Genomic DNA, 15667 nt, shown 5'->3' with positions numbered 1-15667 from the left:
TTACAAGGAACGCCGTCATGTCTCACGAGCTTCTCGCCTCCCTCGCGCCGGATCTGGTGGAGCGCCTGCGCCACATCAAGCTGCTGGCGCTGGACGTGGACGGCGTACTGACCGATGGTCGACTGTACTTCCACGCCGACGGCTCCGAGTTGAAGGCGTTCAACACCCTGGATGGCCACGGCCTCAAGCTGGCCAAGCGCGCCGGCATCCAGGTGGCCCTGATCACCGGGCGCAGCTCCCCCATGGTCACCCAGAGAGCCAGAGCACTCGGCATCGAGCACGTACAGCAAGGGGTCGAGCGCAAGCTGCCCGCCCTTGAATCGCTGTGCGATTCGCTGGGCCTGACCCTCGACCAGGTCGCCTACTGCGGCGATGACCTGCCGGATCTGCCCTGCATCCATCGCAGTGCGGTCGGCATCACCGTGCCAGGCGCCCCCTGCTACCTTCGTCAGCACGCCGACTGGGTCACCCAGGTTGCCGGCGGACATGGCGCGGTGCGCGAGATCACCGACACCCTGCTGATGGCCCAGGGCCGCCTCGACGATATCATCGACAGCTACCTGAGCAACGGACCGCTGACATGAAACTGAGCGCACTGCGTCCAGGCTTTCGCTTCTGGCTGGTCATCCTGCTGCTGGTACTCGGTGGCGGCCTGACGTTGCTCGACCCCCGCGAGAGCAACGTCCCCGACCTGGTACCCAATGACAAGGCCGGCGAGCCCGACTACTACCTGGTGGATGCCCGCCTGACCCGCTTCGATGCCCAGGGCACCCCCCATCAGCGCATCGATACGCCACGCCTTGTGCACACACCGCTCGACGACATCACCCGGGTGGACCAGCCGGACCTTGCGCTGATCGACGACAGCGGCCGAGAGTGGATCGCCGACGCCGACAACGGTGAACTGGGTCCGGACGGCAACCCCCTGACCCTGTCGGGCGACGCCCATCTCGAGGCCCCCGCGGAGCGTTGGCAGCTTGATACAGAGGTATTGGTCTACGACAGCGACAGTGGCCATGTCTGGAGCGAAACGCCAGCCGTCCTACGCCAACCCCCTCAACAGATGCAAGGGGAGCGCTTCGACGCCTGGATCCATGACAATACCGCTCGCCTGACCGACAATGTCACCGGTCATCATCCGCCAGAGCCTCAATAAGGAGCCCCTTCCATGATGCGTCCAAGTCCCGCCCTCCTGCTTGCCCTGGCCCTTGGCCTGGCCGCCGGCGCCACCGGCAGCAGTGTCCTGGCGCTGGAAAGTGATCGCAGCGCACCGATTCAGGTGGAGGCCGACCAGCTGGATCTCGATGATCGCGCCGGTACCGCGGTCTATACCGGCGACGTGCGCATTGTGCAAGGCAGCATGATCCTCACCGGCGAACGCGTCGAGATCCAGCGCAACGACCAGGGACAACTGTCACTGGCGACCGCGACCGGCTCACGTGCCTACCTCGAGCAGAAGCCATCCCCGGAAGAACCGGTGGTCAAGGGCTGGGGCCGCAAGGTGATCTACCACGTGGCCGAACGCCGCATGGAGCTGATCGACCAGGCTGAGCTGCACAAGGCCAATGACACCTTCGACGGTGCCTATCTGGAGTACTTCCTCGATCGCCGCGTGGTCCAGGCCCGCTCCAGCGCCCAGGGCGTCCAGGGCGAACAGCGCATTCGCATGACCCTCGAGCCGGAAAGCCAAGGAAACTGATGAAGACTCTCCACGCTCGCCATCTGGCCAAGAGCTACAAGAAGCGTCGCGTCGTCCAGGACATCAGCCTGTCGATCGAGCAGGGCAGCATCGTCGGTCTGCTGGGCCCCAACGGGGCCGGCAAGACCACCTCCTTCTACATGATCGTCGGCCTGGTCAGAGCCGACGCCGGCAGCATCAGCATCGATGATCGGGACCTGAGCCGCGCGGCCATGCACCAGCGCGCGCTGGCCGGTATCGGCTACCTGCCTCAGGAGGCTTCGATCTTTCGCAAGCTGTCGGTGGCCGACAACATCATGGCGATCCTCGAGACCCGCAAGGACCTCGACCGCGAGGGCCGAGAAGCACGTCTCGAGCAACTCCTCGAGGATTTCCACGTCAGCCATATTCGTGACAACCCCGGCATGAGCCTGTCCGGCGGGGAGCGGCGCCGGGTCGAGATCGCTCGCGCCCTGGCCACCGAGCCGGCCTTTATCCTGCTCGATGAACCCTTCGCCGGGGTCGACCCGATCTCGGTGGGCGAGATCAAGTCCATCATTCGTCAACTCAAGGCCCGCGATATCGGCGTCCTGATCACCGATCACAACGTGCGCGAGACCCTCGATATCTGCGATCGTGCCTACATCGTCGGCGACGGCCAGATCATCGCCGAGGGCAGCGCCGAGTCCATCCTCGCCAACCAGCGCGTCAAGGAGGTCTACCTGGGCGAGAACTTCCGCCTCTAGACCGCAGGGCCGCCCGACAGCCGCAGTCGCAGTCGCAGTCGCATCAAGCGGCCGCAACACTTGCCAGCATCAGCATCCAACCGCCGGCCCCGAAAGGGTCGGCCTCACCTTGCACACAGGGCCTCCCTCGAAAGAAGCACCTCCCCCCTACCAAGTTGTTCCACATCGACCTTTACACTCCCTCCCACAGGTCAAAAAACACCAACTTGGCAAGATGCTTGCATGTCTGATGACTCGTCGTTAGGGTAAAGCCTTTCGACAACACTGGTGGATCCCGACCCATGGCCCTCAAGGCGTCACTGCAGCTGCGCATCGGTACCCAGCTGACCATGACCCCGCAACTGCAACAGGCGATCGGCCTGCTGCAGCTTTCGACCCTGGACCTGCGCCAGGAGGTCCAGCAGGCGCTGGAGGCCAACCCCATGCTCGAACTCGAGGACGAGTTCGGCGAACAGCAGACCAGGGAAGCCGTGGAAGATGACTGGGCGGATCAGATTCCCTCGGAACTCAGTGTGGACAGCGACTGGTCCGACACCTACCAGGACCTGGGCACCACCCCCGCCGGCAGTGGCGAGGCGCCGGATTTCGAGCGCCAGGCAAGCTCCCAGTCACTGCACAGCCACCTGAGCTGGCAACTGGCGATGCTCGACGTCAGCGACCAGGAGCGCCTGATCGCCGAGAGCCTGCTCGACGCGGTCAACGCCGACGGCTATCTCGAGCAGACACTGGATGACATTGCCCAGGGGCTCGAGCAAGACGGTCGTCGCCCCCCTCCCCTCGCCAAGGTGGAGGCGGTGCTGGTTCGGCTGCAACAGTTCGAACCGACCGGAGTGTTCGCCCGCGACCTGCGCGAGTGTCTGATGCTGCAACTGGATAGCCTGCCTCGCGATACCGTCCTGCTGCCCCAGGCCGGACGACTGGTAAGACAGTTTCTCGAGGCGCTGGCCAGCGGCGACCGACGTCTGCTGAAGCGCCGACTAGGACTCGATGACGACCAACTCGACAGCGTCATCGAGCTGATCCGGAGCCTCGACCCACGTCCCGGCAGCCAGTTCGGTGACAGCGATAACGACTACGTCATACCCGACCTGGTGGTACGCCACACCGAAGAGGGCTGGCGCGTTGAACTCAACCCGGATGCAATGCCCCGACTGCGCATCCAGCCCGACTACGCTGCACTGATTCGGCGCGCGGACAAGAGCCAGGACAACCAGTTCCTCAAGGACCACCTGCAGGAGGCGCGCTGGCTGATCAAGAGTCTGTCCAGCCGCAACGACACCTTACTGAAGGTCGGCCGGGAAATCATGGTGCGTCAGATCGACTTCCTCGAGCAGGGAGAAGCGGCCATGAAACCGTTGGTGCTGGCCGATATCGCAGACAAGGTGGAGATGCACGAGTCCACCATCTCCCGCGTGACCACCCAGAAGTTCGTGCACACGCCTCGCGGCGTGTTCGAGTTGAAGTATTTTTTCTCGAGCCAGGTCGGCCAGGATGGCGACGCCCATTCCAGTACCGCCATCCGCGCCATGATCAAATCGTTGATTCAAAAGGAACCTGCCCGCAAACCTCTGTCGGACAGCAAACTGGTGGAATTGCTGGCGGAAGACGGCGTCAATGTCGCCAGACGCACCGTGGCAAAGTACCGGGAAGCCATGAATATTCCGTCTTCCAGCGAGCGCAAGCGACTGCGCTGAGGCCTTGCGCTGCGGCGTCGCTAGCCTAGTTATCGGGAAAGCGCAAGCACTTGAAATTTCGCATGACATCTGCGTCTTTCTGCGTAGCGTCGAGGGGGTTTGCAGGATCGGAAAAAGGGTTACAATCAAGCCACCACCCGAAAGAGCAAGGAGCCTGTCATGCAAGTCAACATCACCGGCCACCACGTCGAATTGACCGATCCCCTGCGTGACTACGTACAAGAGAAGCTCACCCGTGTGGAGCGCCACTACGACAACATCACCAACGTCCAGGTGACCCTCTCGGTGGAAAAGGAACGCCAGCTGGCCGCCTGCACCCTTCACGCCGCCGGTGCCGACCTGCATGCCGAAGCGCAGGACGGCGACATGTATGCTGCTATCGACGCCCTTGCCGACAAGCTGGACCGCCAGCTGGTCAAGCACAAGGAAAAATCCCAAGCCCGCGCCCAAGGCGCCGGAATTCGCTGACTCTCATGACATTGGAAGCCATTCTCCCTCCCGAGCGCACATTGTTCGATGTCCCGGGAGGCAGCAAGAAGAGGGTGCTGGAGTTTTTCAGCACCTTCATTGCGCAGAACACCCCGAGCCTGGACAGCCAGGAGGTCTTCAGTCGGCTGATCGGACGTGAGCGCCTGGGCAGTACCGGCATAGGCAATGGCGTCGCCATTCCCCATGCCCGCAACCCCCACTGCAAGGCGCCCATCTCCGGCTTCCTCAAACTCGCGGAACCTGTCGACTTCGATGCCATCGATGGTGAGCCCGTCGATCTGGTGTTCGTACTGCTGGTACCGGAAGAGGCCGACGACGCCCATCTCGCCCTGCTCGGCCAGGTCGCCGGCGTCATGAACGACGCCGACACACGTCACCGTCTGCGCCACGCCAGCTCCCAGCGCGAGCTTCACGAGCGCCTGCAGGAAGCCATCCGCCAACAGGCGCCAGGGGACGACACTCCCTCCTGATCGCGGCCTTGCCTAGGCCATCAGCAATGGACGCCTGCCCAAGGAGACAGGACATGCAGCTCGTGATCATCAGTGGTCGCTCCGGCTCGGGAAAGTCCGTGGCCCTTCAAGCCCTGGAGGACCTGGGGTTCTACGCCATCGACAACCTTCCCGCGACCTTGCTGGGCGCCCTGGTGGACGAGCTGGAAAACGGTCATTCCCGCCGTATCGCCGTCAGCGTCGACGCCCGCAACCTGCCTGAGGCACTGGAACGCTTCCCCGCCCAGCTGGCGTCCCTCAAGCAGAGTCCGATCGACTGCCAGGTGGTCTACCTGACCAGTGATGCGCGAATTCTGCTCGAGCGTTATTCCCACACGCGGCGCCGTCACCCCCTGACCCGTGATAGCGACATGACCCTGGCGGAAGCCATCGAGTCCGAACAGAAGGCCCTTTCGGGTATTCGAGACCTGGCCGATCTGGTCATCGACAGCTCTCGCCTGTCGGTGCACGAACTGCGTTCGCGCATCGCCGAACAGGTCGCCGACCACCGCAGCGGCCAGTTGAGCCTGACCGTGGAGTCCTTCGGCTTCAAGCGTGGCGTGCCGCCGGATGCAGACATCGTGTTCGATGCCCGCTGTCTGCCCAATCCCTACTGGGAACCATCGCTGCGTGATGCCAATGGCTGCGATCCCAGCGTCATCGACTTCCTCGAACGCTATCAGGACGTCGCCGACATGAAGCGCGACATTCTCGCCTGGGTGCGCACCTGGCTACCGCGCTATCAGCAAAGCCAGCGCAGCTACCTCACCGTGGCGGTGGGCTGCACCGGAGGACAGCATCGTTCGGTCTACCTGGCCGAGGGAATCGCCTCGGCCCTGGCCGACCAGCATCCCCGCGTCCGTCTACGCCACCGCGAACTCGGCCAGCAACGCCGACTGGACAGCGGAGGACTCTAGGCGTGGCCCGACGCACCCTGACCCTGACCAATCGTCGTGGCCTGCATGCACGCGCCGCGACACGCCTGGTCACCTGCTGCCAACCCTTTGACGCCACCGTCACCGTCCACCATGGCAGCCGCTCGGGTGACGCCGCCAACATCATGTCGCTGCTGATGCTGGCCGCCCCCTGCGGAACGGAACTGACCCTGGAGGCCGAAGGCAAGGACGCGGACGCGGTGCTGGACGCTCTGGAGGCACTGTTCGACGCACGCTTCGACGAAGACGCCTGACGTCTTCCCTCTCCTTGTTTTGACCGCCACCCCCTGCCTGCCAAGGACGCCATGCAACTGATCCAGACCGGCAAGTACACCGAGGTCCACTACGATCCGGACCAGGACGCCTTCATCAAGACCTTCACGCCCAAGACCAGCGATCGCTGGCGCTACCGCCTGGGCATCCGGCGCTACCCCGGCCACAATTTTCGCTATGTCGCCGGCCGACTGGAGCGACTGGGTATCGCCACACCGAAAATCCTGTCGGCAGAGCGCTATCGCCTGGTCACCGCCAACGTGCACGGCATCGCGCTCAAACAGCTGGTCCTCGACTCGCCGGAACTGCAGAACCGCTACCTGGACATTCTCGAAGCCTTGTACCGTGACCGTATCCACTGTCGTGGCCTGCACACCGAGAACTTCCTGGTCGTCGACGGAGAGGTGATCGCCATCGATCTGGATGCCTACAAGGCGCCGCGGATCTTCACCTATCCGCGCCGAGAGTTCATCGACTGCCTGAGTCGCTCGCTGAAAAACGACGAGGCGTTCCTGTTCGAACGCTTTCTCGAACGTGTCGACGCCCAGCATCCCTGAGCCCAGCATCCCCGAGCCCAGCATCCCTGAGCCCAGCATCCCTGAAAAAGCACCGCTCTTCCTTGTGCCCTCGCCTGCCCCGCTCTACCCCGGTTTTCCGGGTACGAGCGCTGGCGTTGGCGACGGTAGCAGCAGCAGTGGTAAACTTTTAACTCGTCACTCAGTTTACCACCAAGCGTCCTTCAGGAGCCGACATGACCTCTCCGGTGTGGCATCCCTACGCCCATCTCAAGACCCAGGCCCCTGCCCCCCGGGTAGTCGGCGGCCAGGGCACCCGCTTTACCCTGGACAGCGGCGAATCATTGCTCGACGCGACCTGCTCCTGGTGGTGCATGATCCACGGCTACGGACATCCACGGCTGGTCAAGGCGATTCAGGAGCAGGCTGCCACGCTGTGTCACGTGATGCTTGGGGGACTGACCCACGATCCCGCCGACCAGCTCGCCCGGGAACTGGTTCGCGTCACGCCAGAGGGCCTCAACCACGTGTTCTTCTCCGACAGCGGCTCGGTGGGCATGGAGGTGGCGATGAAGATGGCGGTGCAGTACCACCATCTGCGCGGCCGCCCCAACAAGCACCGCATGCTGTCGCTGATGAAGGCCTACCACGGTGATACCGCCGGCTGCATGGCGGTGTGTGACCCCGAAGAGGGCATGCATTCGCTGTTTTCCGGCTTTCTTCCGAAGCACCATTTCGCCCCGGCGCCGACGGCACCCTATACGGCCACGCCAGAGCAGGTCGCCGCCGACCTCGACGCCTTGCGAGCGGTGCTGGAAGCCCACCACCACGAGATCGCCGCGCTGTTGATGGAGCCCCTGCTGCAGGCCGCCGGTGGCCTCAACATGACCTCTCCGGACTATCTGAAGGGTGCTCGCGCCTTGTGTGACGAGTTCGACGTGCTGTTGGTGTTCGACGAAGTGGCCACCGGCTTTGGCCGCACCGGGCGCATGTTCGCCGCCGACCATGCCGGTGTCAGTCCGGACATCATGGTGCTGTCCAAGGGGCTGACCGGCGGCTACCTTGGCCACGCGGCGACCCTGGCCAACGACCGTGTCCATGACACCTTTATCGGCGACAGCGAGCTTCACGCCTTTATGCACGGCCCGACCTTCATGGGCAATCCGCTGGCCTGTCGCGTGGCACTGGAAAGCCTCAGGGTCTTCGAGGAGGACGACTATCTGGGCCGTATCGCTCGGCTCAACGCCATCCTTGTGCAGGAACTCGCCGGCGACAGTGACCTGCGCGCCCACCCTGCGGTGGCCGACATCCGTGTGCTCGGCGCCACCGGCGTGATCGAGGTGCACGACAGTAAAGCGCTGAAAGGCGCCGCCGCCATCGCCCGTGAACAGGGCGTGTGGCTGAGGTCCTTCGGCAGATGGCTTTACACCATGCCTGCCTATATCACCTCGGATGAGGAAATGCGCCAGATCATCACCGCAATGAAAGCGCCGTTTCTTTCTGCATAGTCAGGGTCGGCGCTGGCTCGCTCTCTACCAGCCCGCCTGCCTATATCACCTCGGATGACGAAATGCGCCAGATCATCAAGGCCATGAAGGCTCCTTTCACAGCAAACGCATAAAGTGCATCACCTCGGATGACGAGATGCGCCAGATCATTGCGGCCCCGCTTTACCAGGGACGGGCACCTTTCACCGCAAACGCATAATGAGTGGACAGGGGCGGCGATGGTTGGCTCTCTACCACGTTCTACCAGCCCCAGAACAGCAGCCACCAGGCGCCGATCACCGGCGCCTGGGCGGCGAGCATGGGCAGCATGGCAGCGAGTCGACGCGGGCCACTGGCGTAGCGTCCGAGGATGCCCCATCCAAGCCCCGCGCTTGCCAGCACGCCAAGCCCCAGCAACAGCGCCCTGGCGTCATTGGCCCAGTGGATCAGCAGGCCATCGCCTCGCAGCAGGGTCAGGGTGGTCATCGACAGGCCCAGGAAGACGCCGACCGCGGCCAGGGGTATCAGGGCGTAGGACAGGTGCCACAGGCGCTGCCAGCGCCAGCGGCCAAGCAGACGGTTGGTCAGCGACAGCGACAGCGAGACAAGCCCCCCCAGCACCAGGGTAGTCACGCCGATATAGCCCAGCAGCAGGGCTCCATCGAGCAGGGTGAAGACGTCGTTGTGTTCGGGATAGTGGGTCAGCAGCCACCAGGGTGCGCTGGTTTCCAGCGGCCATCCCCAACCGTGCTGATAGAGCCAGACGGCCGCCTGCTGCTTGGCGGCAACAAACCAGGGGCTCGCCGACCAGTGGAATGCCCCCACCGCGATTCCCAGCAGGCCGAACACCACCAGCACGAACTCCCACAGGGTCGCGGGTCGCTGAGGCGGTGGCGACACCACCTCGATGCCGGGCGCCCTGAGCTCGAGATGGATAGCATCCTTGTAGCCTGAACAACGCGAGCACAGATGGCAGTCACTGGCGCTGTCCAGCTGCTTCAGCGGGATCAGCACCGGGCAGTCCGGAGCCCGGCTTCTTGACACCTCGCGCCGGCGCTGGCGCCGTCCGTGCTCGGTCCACACCTCGGGGTCGGCGCGGTAGTGCAACGGCGCCAGCTTGGCCAACAGCGCAAAGACGCCGCTGACCGGACACAGATGGCGACACCAGACGCGCTTGCCCTTTCCGTAGACCAGACCGATCACGGCCGCCGCCAGGGTCGAGCCCCCCAGCACCAGCAGCGCGGCCTTGGGATACTGGTAGACGCTGACCAGCTGCCCATAGATCGTGGTCATGGCGAAGCCCACGAACGGCCAGCCACCCCAACGCATCCAGCGCGGTATCGCCCGGCCCATGCCGACACGGCTGGCGGCTTCCGTGATGGCACCCTCCGGACACATCATCCCGCACCATAGCCGCCCCGCCACCACCATGCTGACCATGACAAAGGGCCACCAGATACCCCAGAACACGAACTCGGCGAACACCGTGAGGTGATCGAGGATGCGTGCCTCATGGTTCGGCAGGGGCAACAAGGGCGGCACCAGCAGCAGCACGGCGTAGAACGCCACCACGGCCCACTGCAGTGTCAGAATCCAGCGCCGATGATGCTTCAGCCAGGCTCCCAGACGCGCCCAGCGTCGGGTCTTGCGGGCGCCTGGATGCCGATTCTCAGCCACGGTTGGCCGAGTGTCCTTGACAGACCCGCAGCGGCGATCGCTGGCTTCTGGCATCACTGCTGGCGTCACTGTTGCCGTCCCTGTTGCCGGCACTGCCGCCGCCTCGTTCACGACACCGCTCCCTCGACGACATTGTGGGACGGGCGCTGCCCGCCCACCCACCAGTAGACGAGGCCCCAATAGCACAGGTAGCCGAGCACCAGCGTCGAGGAAGGCCAGGCACGGTAACCGGCGATACTGGCCAGCAGTCCGCCGACTCCCTGGCCATCATCCAGCCAGACACTGGTGTCCCACAGCGGATCGATCCCGACCGGCAACCAGCCCAGATTCATCAGACGCTCGAGCGCCGCCACCCACAGGCCCGCCGCCACCAGCAGCAGCAGGATCTCGCTGGCCCGGAAGAACCCGCGCCAGGCCAGTCGTCGCGAGGACCACTGCAGCATCACGAAGCAGGCAGCCGCCGTGACAAAGCCGAGACCTGCGGCCAGGGCGAAGGAGGTCAGTTGTCCGCCTCGCCACTGGGCCAGACCCAGACCGTACAGAAACACCAGGGTCTCGGCGCCTTCCCGAGCCACCGCCAGGGCAACCAGGGTAGCAATGCCCCACAGCCGTGAGCGCGACAGACACAGCATGGCGTCACACTCCATGGAGCGTTTGAAAGAGGCGCCGCGACGGCGCATCCACGCCACCATCTGCACGATCAACGCGGCGGCCAGCGCCGACATGGCGGTCTGAAACAGGGTCTGGGCGTCACCGGTCAACCAGCGCCCTACTCCCATCAGCACAGCACCCAGCACCACCGCCAGGGCGATACCCGCCGCGACACCGCCCCACAGCCAATTCAAGGCATCGCGACGCCCCTCTCGGGCGAGCCAGGCGTAGACGAGGCCGACCACCAGGATGGCCTCCAGGCTCTCGCGCAGGACCACGATAAAGGCCGCTTCGTTCATGGGTGTGCCTCCTCGGAGGCTTCCCGAGCGATGATCACGCCCTGGGCATCGGGCAGGTGAAACTCGTCGAAGTAGTCGTAACGCCCCGGCTTCAGCGGGTGGACCACGACGAAGGAGTGAACGCCGGGACCCATCACCTTTTCCTGGCGAAGCCGGCGACTCTCGAATTCCACCGGCGTACTTCCGGCATTATGCAGTTCGATCTTGAACCGCTGCCCGGCGACGACCTCGAGTTCGACGGGATCAAGCCTGCCGTCAACAAGGGTCAACCGGTAGGTAGGCAGCGCTCCGGCTTCTGCCTGACCAGAGGTGGCGCACAGCGTCATCAGCGACAGCGCGACCAACGGCGCCGTGATCAGCGCGCCCGAGAGACGGGAACGACGTAGCAGCAACATGACCGCCTCCTCTCAGTAGCCGCCCTTCTTGCCCACGCCGGCGTAGACAAAGTCGTACTCGACGTCGAAGGGCGCATACCAGGGTGCCACGCCGGTTTCCTTGTCGATGTGACGCATCAGGTGCGGCGCTTCGATGTGGAAGCTCAGGTGATAGCGCCCCATGCCCTCGAGCGCCACATTGACACCATAGTGGGTGCCGTCGCTGGCGATCATCGGCATCAGGCTACCTTCGATCACACTGTCGCTGCCTTCCTTCTGCAACCGATAGTCAATGTGCAGAAAAGGAATCCAGGCGCCAGGAGGAAAACCGTTGTCGTTGTCCTCGAGGGCGTGAATATCCGCCTCGAGATGAATATCGGCCTCGGCAGCGGCCAGCTCACCGGCAGGCTCCATGACCACCGGCTGCAGGTAGACCGCGGCGACTTCCATGCCGTTGACCAGTTCGGGCTCGCCGATCGGATACTCCAGCGCCGAGGCACTGCTGGAAAAGACACCAAGACAGAGGGTGGTGGCCAGGGCGGCCAGGGCGGAGCGGTCAAAGATCGGCGATGCAGACATGCGAGAACCTCGGGATAGAAAATGGCGAGAACCGTTCGCGCTTCAAGAATCATTTCCATGACGAAGTTCATGAAGCACCGCCCGGTGTCGCCACACTCTAGCCTGTGCCGGCAGGCACGCCTGTGACGTGCATCAAAGTCTCGAACCTCTGTTGCACTGGCCGCGCTTTTACGTGACGCTGAACCATCGGTACCAAAGGCCCCTGACGAGATAGCGAAAGCCCATGACCAGCCTCAGCAAGACCCGCACCAGCTTCTATCGACGCCTCTACCTGGCCCATCTGGTGGCCACCGGCATCGATAGCGTGCCGGCCATCACCGCCGCCACCGGCATGCCGAGACGTACCGCTCAGGACACCCTCGCCGCCCTCGAGGAATTGGATATCCGCTGCCGCTTCGAGCATCAGCCAGGCAAGCCTCACAATATCGGTCACTATCGCATCGATGACTGGGGGCCGATCGACCCCGACTGGCTGTCGCTTCACGCCGAGCGCCTGGGGCAGTTGCTGGGCTACCCCTCCCTCGCCAACGCGCACCCTTGATCCCTTCACCGCGCAGGCAGCGAGCGCCCATGGGCGGATATCACGACGACTCAGTCAACGGGGCGTGCATGCCCGAAGCTCTCTCGAAGTGCATCACTGGCACGGAGCGTCGATACCTCCAGCCCCAGCCTCTCCACCCATTCAAGCGTCGTCTCGACCCAGCCCTCCCGTGAGACCATGAGCCGGTCACCACAGCGGCGGCAACTCTCCACCAGCAAGCGATGCTCTCCGCGCCGTTCATCCGTGAGCTCGAGCCAGTCCGCCCCTTGCGTCAACTGCAGCGCTGTCTCCGGCCACCAGGCCAGCCTCAGGCGAGGATCGACGGCCTCGGGTTCACCGGCGACCAGCAGCGCAATGGCGCCGCAGCCACACTCTGCCCTGGCGTAGAGATTGTTGCTCATGGTGTTCTCCCTGTTGATCCACGCCCTGTGATAGCCGACGCGAACGCCCCGGCTGGTGCCAAACGACGCCAGCCCCTATAGTCGAGCTTTCCTCGACACTGCATCGGATCATGGATTCACGACTCGAACAACGGGCCCTGTCGCTCTCGATCATCACCACCCTGGGCGTCGCCCTGCTCGGGGTCAGTTTCGGCCTGCTGGCCGGCTCCCAGTCGATCCTCTTCGATGGCGTCTTTTCCACCATTGACGCCGCCATGTCGGGGCTTGCGCTGGCGGTATCGCGGCTGGTCGTGCGCGAGGCGACCTCACGCTTCCAGCATGGCTTCTGGCACTTCGAGCCGATGGTGGCGGCGCTCAACGGTGGCATTCTGCTGCTCTTGTGCTTCTACGCCTTTCTCAACGCGCTGCGGGAATTGCTGGGCGGCGGCCACGCCCTCGCCTTCGGCGCGGCCACCCTCTACGCCGCCGTGGTGCTGGTGATCTGCAGCACCATGGCGGTGTATCTCAAGAAGATCAATCGCAGGGCCAACTCCGAGTTTCTGCGAATCGATCAGAAGAACTGGCTGATGGCGGCGCTGATCACCGGCGCGCTGCTGGTGGCCTTCGTGATCGCCCTTATGCTGGAAGGTACCGCGCTCGACCACTGGACACCCTACGTCGATTCAGCGCTGCTGGTGGTGCTGACCCTGGTGTTCATGCCGGTGCCCATCAACATCATTCGGCGAGCCGCCAAGGACATCCTGCTGATGGCACCCAGCGCCATCGATCGTGAGGTGCACGCGGCGATGAAGGAGATCATGCAAAGAGAGGGTCTCAGCCACTACTACAGTCATGTGGCCAAGAGTGGCCGGGGCCACTTTATCGAGATTCATATCGTCACCGCGCCGAACTTCGCCGCCGGGCGCGGCATGGTAGAGATGGACGAGATCCGCGAGGAGATATCCTCACGACTGAGCATTCCCCCCGAGCGCCGCTGGTTTACCGTCGCTTTTACCGCCGAGGAACGCTGGGCCTGAAGGCGAGGCCGTCAGCCCGGCGCGGGGTCACCGGCAAGACGCGAATAGACCACATGGGACAGCGCCCGTCCGCCGACCCATTCGCACTCGCGCAGCACGCCTTCCTGCCGAAAGCCGAGTCGCTCGGGGATAGCGCGACTACGGCTATTGCCTTCGGCACAACGAATCTCGAGTCGATGAAGCTCGAGTTCGTCGAAACCCCATTCCACCAGGGTTGCCACGGACTGCGTCATCCGCCCCCCACCCTGGAAGTCGCTGCGCAGCCAATAGCCCAGCGACGCCCAGCGGTGACGCTCGACGATGCGGTTGAAGCCGACGACGCCGATCAGCTCGTCGTCCTCGAGCAAGACAAAGTGTCGAGCGGTGCCGAGACGCCGCTCGGCCATGGCAGCGGTGACGAAGACCTCGCAATCTCCCGGCTCGCGGGTCGCATCGACCCATGGCAGCCAGGGCCTCAACGACTCCCGGCTGGCGTCGATGGCGTGCCACAGAGCGTCACAGTGTTCCTTGCCGATCGACGCAAGCCACAGCCTCTCGGACACCCTCAGCATGCTGCCGGCACCTCCTGCCTGCCAGGTCCGGACCCGCGCAACCTCCAACGCCGACACACCATCTGATGCTGAGTCAGAACGCCCGTCACTCGGCGGCCTCCCAGCGATCTCGCCCATTGCGCTTGGCCTGATACAACGCCTGGTCGGCGCGATTCATGGTCTGCTCGTAGGTCTCGTCATGACGGTGCTCCGCCGCGCCGATGCTGACGGTCAGCGTCAGGGGGTCGTCGCTCACCACCTGGGTGGTACGCAGCTTGGCCTGGAGCCGCTCGAACAGGGGTTCAGCCGCCCACAGCGAAGCGCCGGGCAAGGCGATCAGAAACTCTTCGCCCCCCCAGCGACCGACGATATCGCCACCACGCAGGGTGTCGTCGAGGACCTTGGCCACTACCAGCAGCGCCTGATCGCCGACATCATGCCCATGCTCGTCGTTGAAGCGCTTGAAGTGGTCGATGTCCACCATCGCCAGGGTAAAAGGGCGTTGCTGTCGGCTGGAGGCGGCCATCAGTCGACGCAGCTCGGTGTGGAGGCCACGACGATTGGGGATCTTGGTCAATGGATCGAGCATGACCTCGCTTTCCAGCGTCTGCTTGCGCTCGAACAGCAGCTCCTGATAACCATCGGCGATGCGTGACAGCTTGTGCTGGCGACGCTGCTGTCGCTCCAGCCGGCGTTCGGCGGTGGACAGGTCGCTCTTGACGTTGCGCTGAAAGCCATCGGAAATGGCAGCCATGCGCTCTAGCCGCTCAAGCTGCTCGGTATGCCGCCGGTAGAGCGCTTCGAGCGGTGCCTTCAGTGGATTGTCCTGATGCTCGGACGAGGCCAGCAGCGCCTCGATGTCCCGCAGCAGCTGACGATCCCTTTCGGTCATGAACTGGGATCCTCGACGGGGGTGATCGCAAACGGAAAACTGCAGTCTTCCTTGAACTCCTCGGCCAGCTCGGCGATGCGTTCGTTTCTGACATCGTAGCGCCAATCCACGCTGCAGGCCTTGCCTTCCAGGTGAGCCTCCTCCATCAGGTCGAAGATGTCCATCATCGCCTTGACCGAGCTGGTGTTGAGGTAGACCAGTTCCAGGCACACTTCGAGGGGGCTCTCGCCGTCTCGCAGGTAGTGATCTACCCAGTTCAGCACGCCACTGTAGAGCTCGAAGGTGTTTTCGGGATAGGAATCGCCACGCATGGTCAGCGTTCCGGCGTCCCAGTCAGAACGAATGTCAGGGGTCGACTGGGTCCCGTCAATCGCAATGTCGTTGATCATTTTCTCGACTTTC

The 15667-nt window shown here is 63.8% G+C and carries 21 protein-coding genes; 13 read left to right on the top strand and 8 right to left on the bottom strand.

Annotation, left to right across the window (positions count from 1 at the left end):
• The first annotated feature begins 17 nt into the window (after positions 1-17).
• From C9F12_RS00730 to bioA, 11 genes are all read left to right on the top strand, one after another.
• Entirely contained in the window at positions 18-584 is a 567-nt protein-coding gene (locus C9F12_RS00730; protein ID WP_108447663.1) for an HAD hydrolase family protein, read from the top strand.
• Positions 581-1156, top strand: coding sequence for an LPS export ABC transporter periplasmic protein LptC (gene lptC / locus C9F12_RS00725; protein WP_108447662.1), 576 nt, complete (start codon positions 581-583; stop codon positions 1154-1156). Before C9F12_RS00730 ends, lptC begins: the two co-directional genes overlap by 4 nt.
• 12 nt (positions 1157-1168) lie before the next feature.
• Positions 1169-1699 carry a lipopolysaccharide transport periplasmic protein LptA gene (gene lptA / locus C9F12_RS00720; RefSeq protein ID WP_083970449.1) on the top strand — a complete coding sequence of 177 codons (531 nt, stop codon included), beginning with the start codon at positions 1169-1171 and terminating at the stop codon, positions 1697-1699.
• The gene (lptB, locus tag C9F12_RS00715; protein WP_045993254.1) at positions 1699-2424 is read left to right on the top strand and encodes an LPS export ABC transporter ATP-binding protein; all 726 of its coding nucleotides are present in this window, start codon (positions 1699-1701) and stop codon (positions 2422-2424) included. The genes lptA and lptB overlap by 1 nt, the downstream gene beginning before the upstream one ends.
• Before the next feature lie 281 nt (positions 2425-2705).
• Positions 2706-4118, top strand: a complete 1413-nt coding sequence (locus C9F12_RS00710; protein ID WP_108447661.1) for an RNA polymerase factor sigma-54 — start codon at positions 2706-2708, stop codon at positions 4116-4118.
• 159 nt (positions 4119-4277) lie between these two features.
• On the top strand, positions 4278-4586 hold the full coding sequence (gene raiA, locus C9F12_RS00705; RefSeq protein WP_108447660.1) for a ribosome-associated translation inhibitor RaiA: 309 nt from the start codon (positions 4278-4280) through the stop codon (positions 4584-4586).
• 5 nt (positions 4587-4591) lie between these two features.
• Positions 4592-5077, top strand: coding sequence for a PTS IIA-like nitrogen regulatory protein PtsN (gene ptsN, locus C9F12_RS00700; RefSeq protein ID WP_045993251.1), 486 nt, complete (start codon positions 4592-4594; stop codon positions 5075-5077).
• Between the two features lie 53 nt (positions 5078-5130).
• Positions 5131-6012: an RNase adapter RapZ gene (gene rapZ / locus C9F12_RS00695; RefSeq protein ID WP_045993250.1), complete on the top strand. Its 882-nt coding sequence runs from the start codon at positions 5131-5133 to the stop codon at positions 6010-6012.
• Positions 6013-6014: 2 nt separating this feature from the next.
• Complete coding sequence (locus C9F12_RS00690; protein WP_045993249.1) at positions 6015-6284, top strand: HPr family phosphocarrier protein; 270 nt, start codon at positions 6015-6017, stop codon at positions 6282-6284.
• A 51-nt stretch (positions 6285-6335) separates the two neighbouring features.
• Entirely contained in the window at positions 6336-6860 is a 525-nt protein-coding gene (locus C9F12_RS00685) for a hypothetical protein (RefSeq protein ID WP_045993248.1), read from the top strand.
• Positions 6861-7054: 194 nt separating this feature from the next.
• On the top strand, positions 7055-8326 hold the full coding sequence (gene bioA / locus C9F12_RS00680) for an adenosylmethionine--8-amino-7-oxononanoate transaminase (RefSeq protein ID WP_108447659.1): 1272 nt from the start codon (positions 7055-7057) through the stop codon (positions 8324-8326).
• Positions 8327-8566: 240 nt separating this feature from the next.
• Here bioA and C9F12_RS00675 read toward each other — a convergent pair whose 3' ends face one another.
• The 4 genes from C9F12_RS00675 to C9F12_RS00660 form a co-directional block, all read right to left on the bottom strand.
• Positions 8567-9982 carry a 4Fe-4S binding protein gene (locus C9F12_RS00675; RefSeq protein WP_239452563.1) on the bottom strand — a complete coding sequence of 472 codons (1416 nt, stop codon included), beginning with the start codon at positions 9980-9982 and terminating at the stop codon, positions 8567-8569.
• Positions 9983-10089: 107 nt separating this feature from the next.
• Positions 10090-10932, bottom strand: coding sequence for an FTR1 family protein (locus C9F12_RS00670; protein ID WP_045993246.1), 843 nt, complete (start codon positions 10930-10932; stop codon positions 10090-10092).
• Complete coding sequence (locus C9F12_RS00665; RefSeq protein ID WP_231498632.1) at positions 10929-11327, bottom strand: cupredoxin domain-containing protein; 399 nt, start codon at positions 11325-11327, stop codon at positions 10929-10931. Before C9F12_RS00665 ends, C9F12_RS00670 begins: the two co-directional genes overlap by 4 nt.
• Positions 11328-11339: 12 nt before the next feature.
• Positions 11340-11885 carry an iron transporter gene (locus C9F12_RS00660; protein WP_108447658.1) on the bottom strand — a complete coding sequence of 182 codons (546 nt, stop codon included), beginning with the start codon at positions 11883-11885 and terminating at the stop codon, positions 11340-11342.
• A gap of 223 nt (positions 11886-12108) precedes the next feature.
• Here C9F12_RS00660 and C9F12_RS00655 point away from each other — a divergent pair, with 223 nt between their 5' ends.
• The gene (locus tag C9F12_RS00655; protein ID WP_045993245.1) at positions 12109-12426 is read left to right on the top strand and encodes a winged helix-turn-helix domain-containing protein; all 318 of its coding nucleotides are present in this window, start codon (positions 12109-12111) and stop codon (positions 12424-12426) included.
• A gap of 50 nt (positions 12427-12476) precedes the next feature.
• On the opposite strand, the gene C9F12_RS00650 is transcribed toward C9F12_RS00655, so the two are convergent.
• On the bottom strand, positions 12477-12827 hold the full coding sequence (locus C9F12_RS00650) for a hypothetical protein (RefSeq protein WP_045993244.1): 351 nt from the start codon (positions 12825-12827) through the stop codon (positions 12477-12479).
• A 110-nt stretch (positions 12828-12937) separates the two neighbouring features.
• Between C9F12_RS00650 and C9F12_RS00645 the strand changes: the two genes are divergently transcribed.
• Positions 12938-13843: a cation diffusion facilitator family transporter gene (locus C9F12_RS00645; protein ID WP_045993243.1), complete on the top strand. Its 906-nt coding sequence runs from the start codon at positions 12938-12940 to the stop codon at positions 13841-13843.
• An 11-nt stretch (positions 13844-13854) separates the two neighbouring features.
• Here C9F12_RS00645 and C9F12_RS00640 read toward each other — a convergent pair whose 3' ends face one another.
• The 3 genes from C9F12_RS00640 to siaC form a co-directional block, all read right to left on the bottom strand.
• A complete protein-coding gene (locus tag C9F12_RS00640; RefSeq protein ID WP_162816351.1) occupies positions 13855-14394 on the bottom strand; it encodes a GNAT family N-acetyltransferase in 540 nt (179 codons plus the stop codon).
• Between the two features lie 85 nt (positions 14395-14479).
• A complete protein-coding gene (locus C9F12_RS00635) occupies positions 14480-15265 on the bottom strand; it encodes a diguanylate cyclase (RefSeq protein ID WP_108447656.1) in 786 nt (261 codons plus the stop codon).
• Entirely contained in the window at positions 15262-15654 is a 393-nt protein-coding gene (gene siaC, locus C9F12_RS00630) for a biofilm regulation phosphoprotein SiaC (protein WP_275041601.1), read from the bottom strand. Before siaC ends, C9F12_RS00635 begins: the two co-directional genes overlap by 4 nt.
• Between the last annotated feature and the right edge of the window lie 13 nt (positions 15655-15667).

Origin of the sequence: Halomonas sp. BN3-1, assembly GCF_003056325.1 — a bacterium.
Lineage (GTDB): Bacteria > Pseudomonadota > Gammaproteobacteria > Pseudomonadales > Halomonadaceae > Halomonas > Halomonas litopenaei.
This window is presented reverse-complemented; position numbering and strand designations above follow the sequence as displayed.

Bases quoted from the DNA above. Each gene is read 5' to 3' on its own strand.
- C9F12_RS00730 (WP_108447663.1), top strand. From the start codon at position 18: ATGTCTCACGAGCTTCTCGCCTCCCTCGCGCCGGATCTGGTGGAGCGC.
- lptC (WP_108447662.1), top strand. From the start codon at position 581: ATGAAACTGAGCGCACTGCGTCCAGGCTTTCGCTTCTGGCTGGTCATC.
- lptA (WP_083970449.1), top strand. From the start codon at position 1,169: ATGATGCGTCCAAGTCCCGCCCTCCTGCTTGCCCTGGCCCTTGGCCTG.
- lptB (WP_045993254.1), top strand. From the start codon at position 1,699: ATGAAGACTCTCCACGCTCGCCATCTGGCCAAGAGCTACAAGAAGCGT.
- C9F12_RS00710 (WP_108447661.1), top strand. From the start codon at position 2,706: ATGGCCCTCAAGGCGTCACTGCAGCTGCGCATCGGTACCCAGCTGACC.
- raiA (WP_108447660.1), top strand. From the start codon at position 4,278: ATGCAAGTCAACATCACCGGCCACCACGTCGAATTGACCGATCCCCTG.
- ptsN (WP_045993251.1), top strand. From the start codon at position 4,592: ATGACATTGGAAGCCATTCTCCCTCCCGAGCGCACATTGTTCGATGTC.
- rapZ (WP_045993250.1), top strand. From the start codon at position 5,131: ATGCAGCTCGTGATCATCAGTGGTCGCTCCGGCTCGGGAAAGTCCGTG.
- C9F12_RS00685 (WP_045993248.1), top strand. From the start codon at position 6,336: ATGCAACTGATCCAGACCGGCAAGTACACCGAGGTCCACTACGATCCG.
- bioA (WP_108447659.1), top strand. From the start codon at position 7,055: ATGACCTCTCCGGTGTGGCATCCCTACGCCCATCTCAAGACCCAGGCC.
- C9F12_RS00670 (WP_045993246.1), bottom strand. From the start codon at position 10,932: ATGAACGAAGCGGCCTTTATCGTGGTCCTGCGCGAGAGCCTGGAGGCC.
- C9F12_RS00665 (WP_231498632.1), bottom strand. From the start codon at position 11,327: ATGTTGCTGCTACGTCGTTCCCGTCTCTCGGGCGCGCTGATCACGGCG.
- C9F12_RS00660 (WP_108447658.1), bottom strand. From the start codon at position 11,885: ATGTCTGCATCGCCGATCTTTGACCGCTCCGCCCTGGCCGCCCTGGCC.
- C9F12_RS00655 (WP_045993245.1), top strand. From the start codon at position 12,109: ATGACCAGCCTCAGCAAGACCCGCACCAGCTTCTATCGACGCCTCTAC.
- C9F12_RS00650 (WP_045993244.1), bottom strand. From the start codon at position 12,827: ATGAGCAACAATCTCTACGCCAGGGCAGAGTGTGGCTGCGGCGCCATT.
- C9F12_RS00645 (WP_045993243.1), top strand. From the start codon at position 12,938: ATGGATTCACGACTCGAACAACGGGCCCTGTCGCTCTCGATCATCACC.
- C9F12_RS00640 (WP_162816351.1), bottom strand. From the start codon at position 14,394: ATGCTGAGGGTGTCCGAGAGGCTGTGGCTTGCGTCGATCGGCAAGGAA.
- C9F12_RS00635 (WP_108447656.1), bottom strand. From the start codon at position 15,265: ATGACCGAAAGGGATCGTCAGCTGCTGCGGGACATCGAGGCGCTGCTG.
- siaC (WP_275041601.1), bottom strand. From the start codon at position 15,654: ATGATCAACGACATTGCGATTGACGGGACCCAGTCGACCCCTGACATT.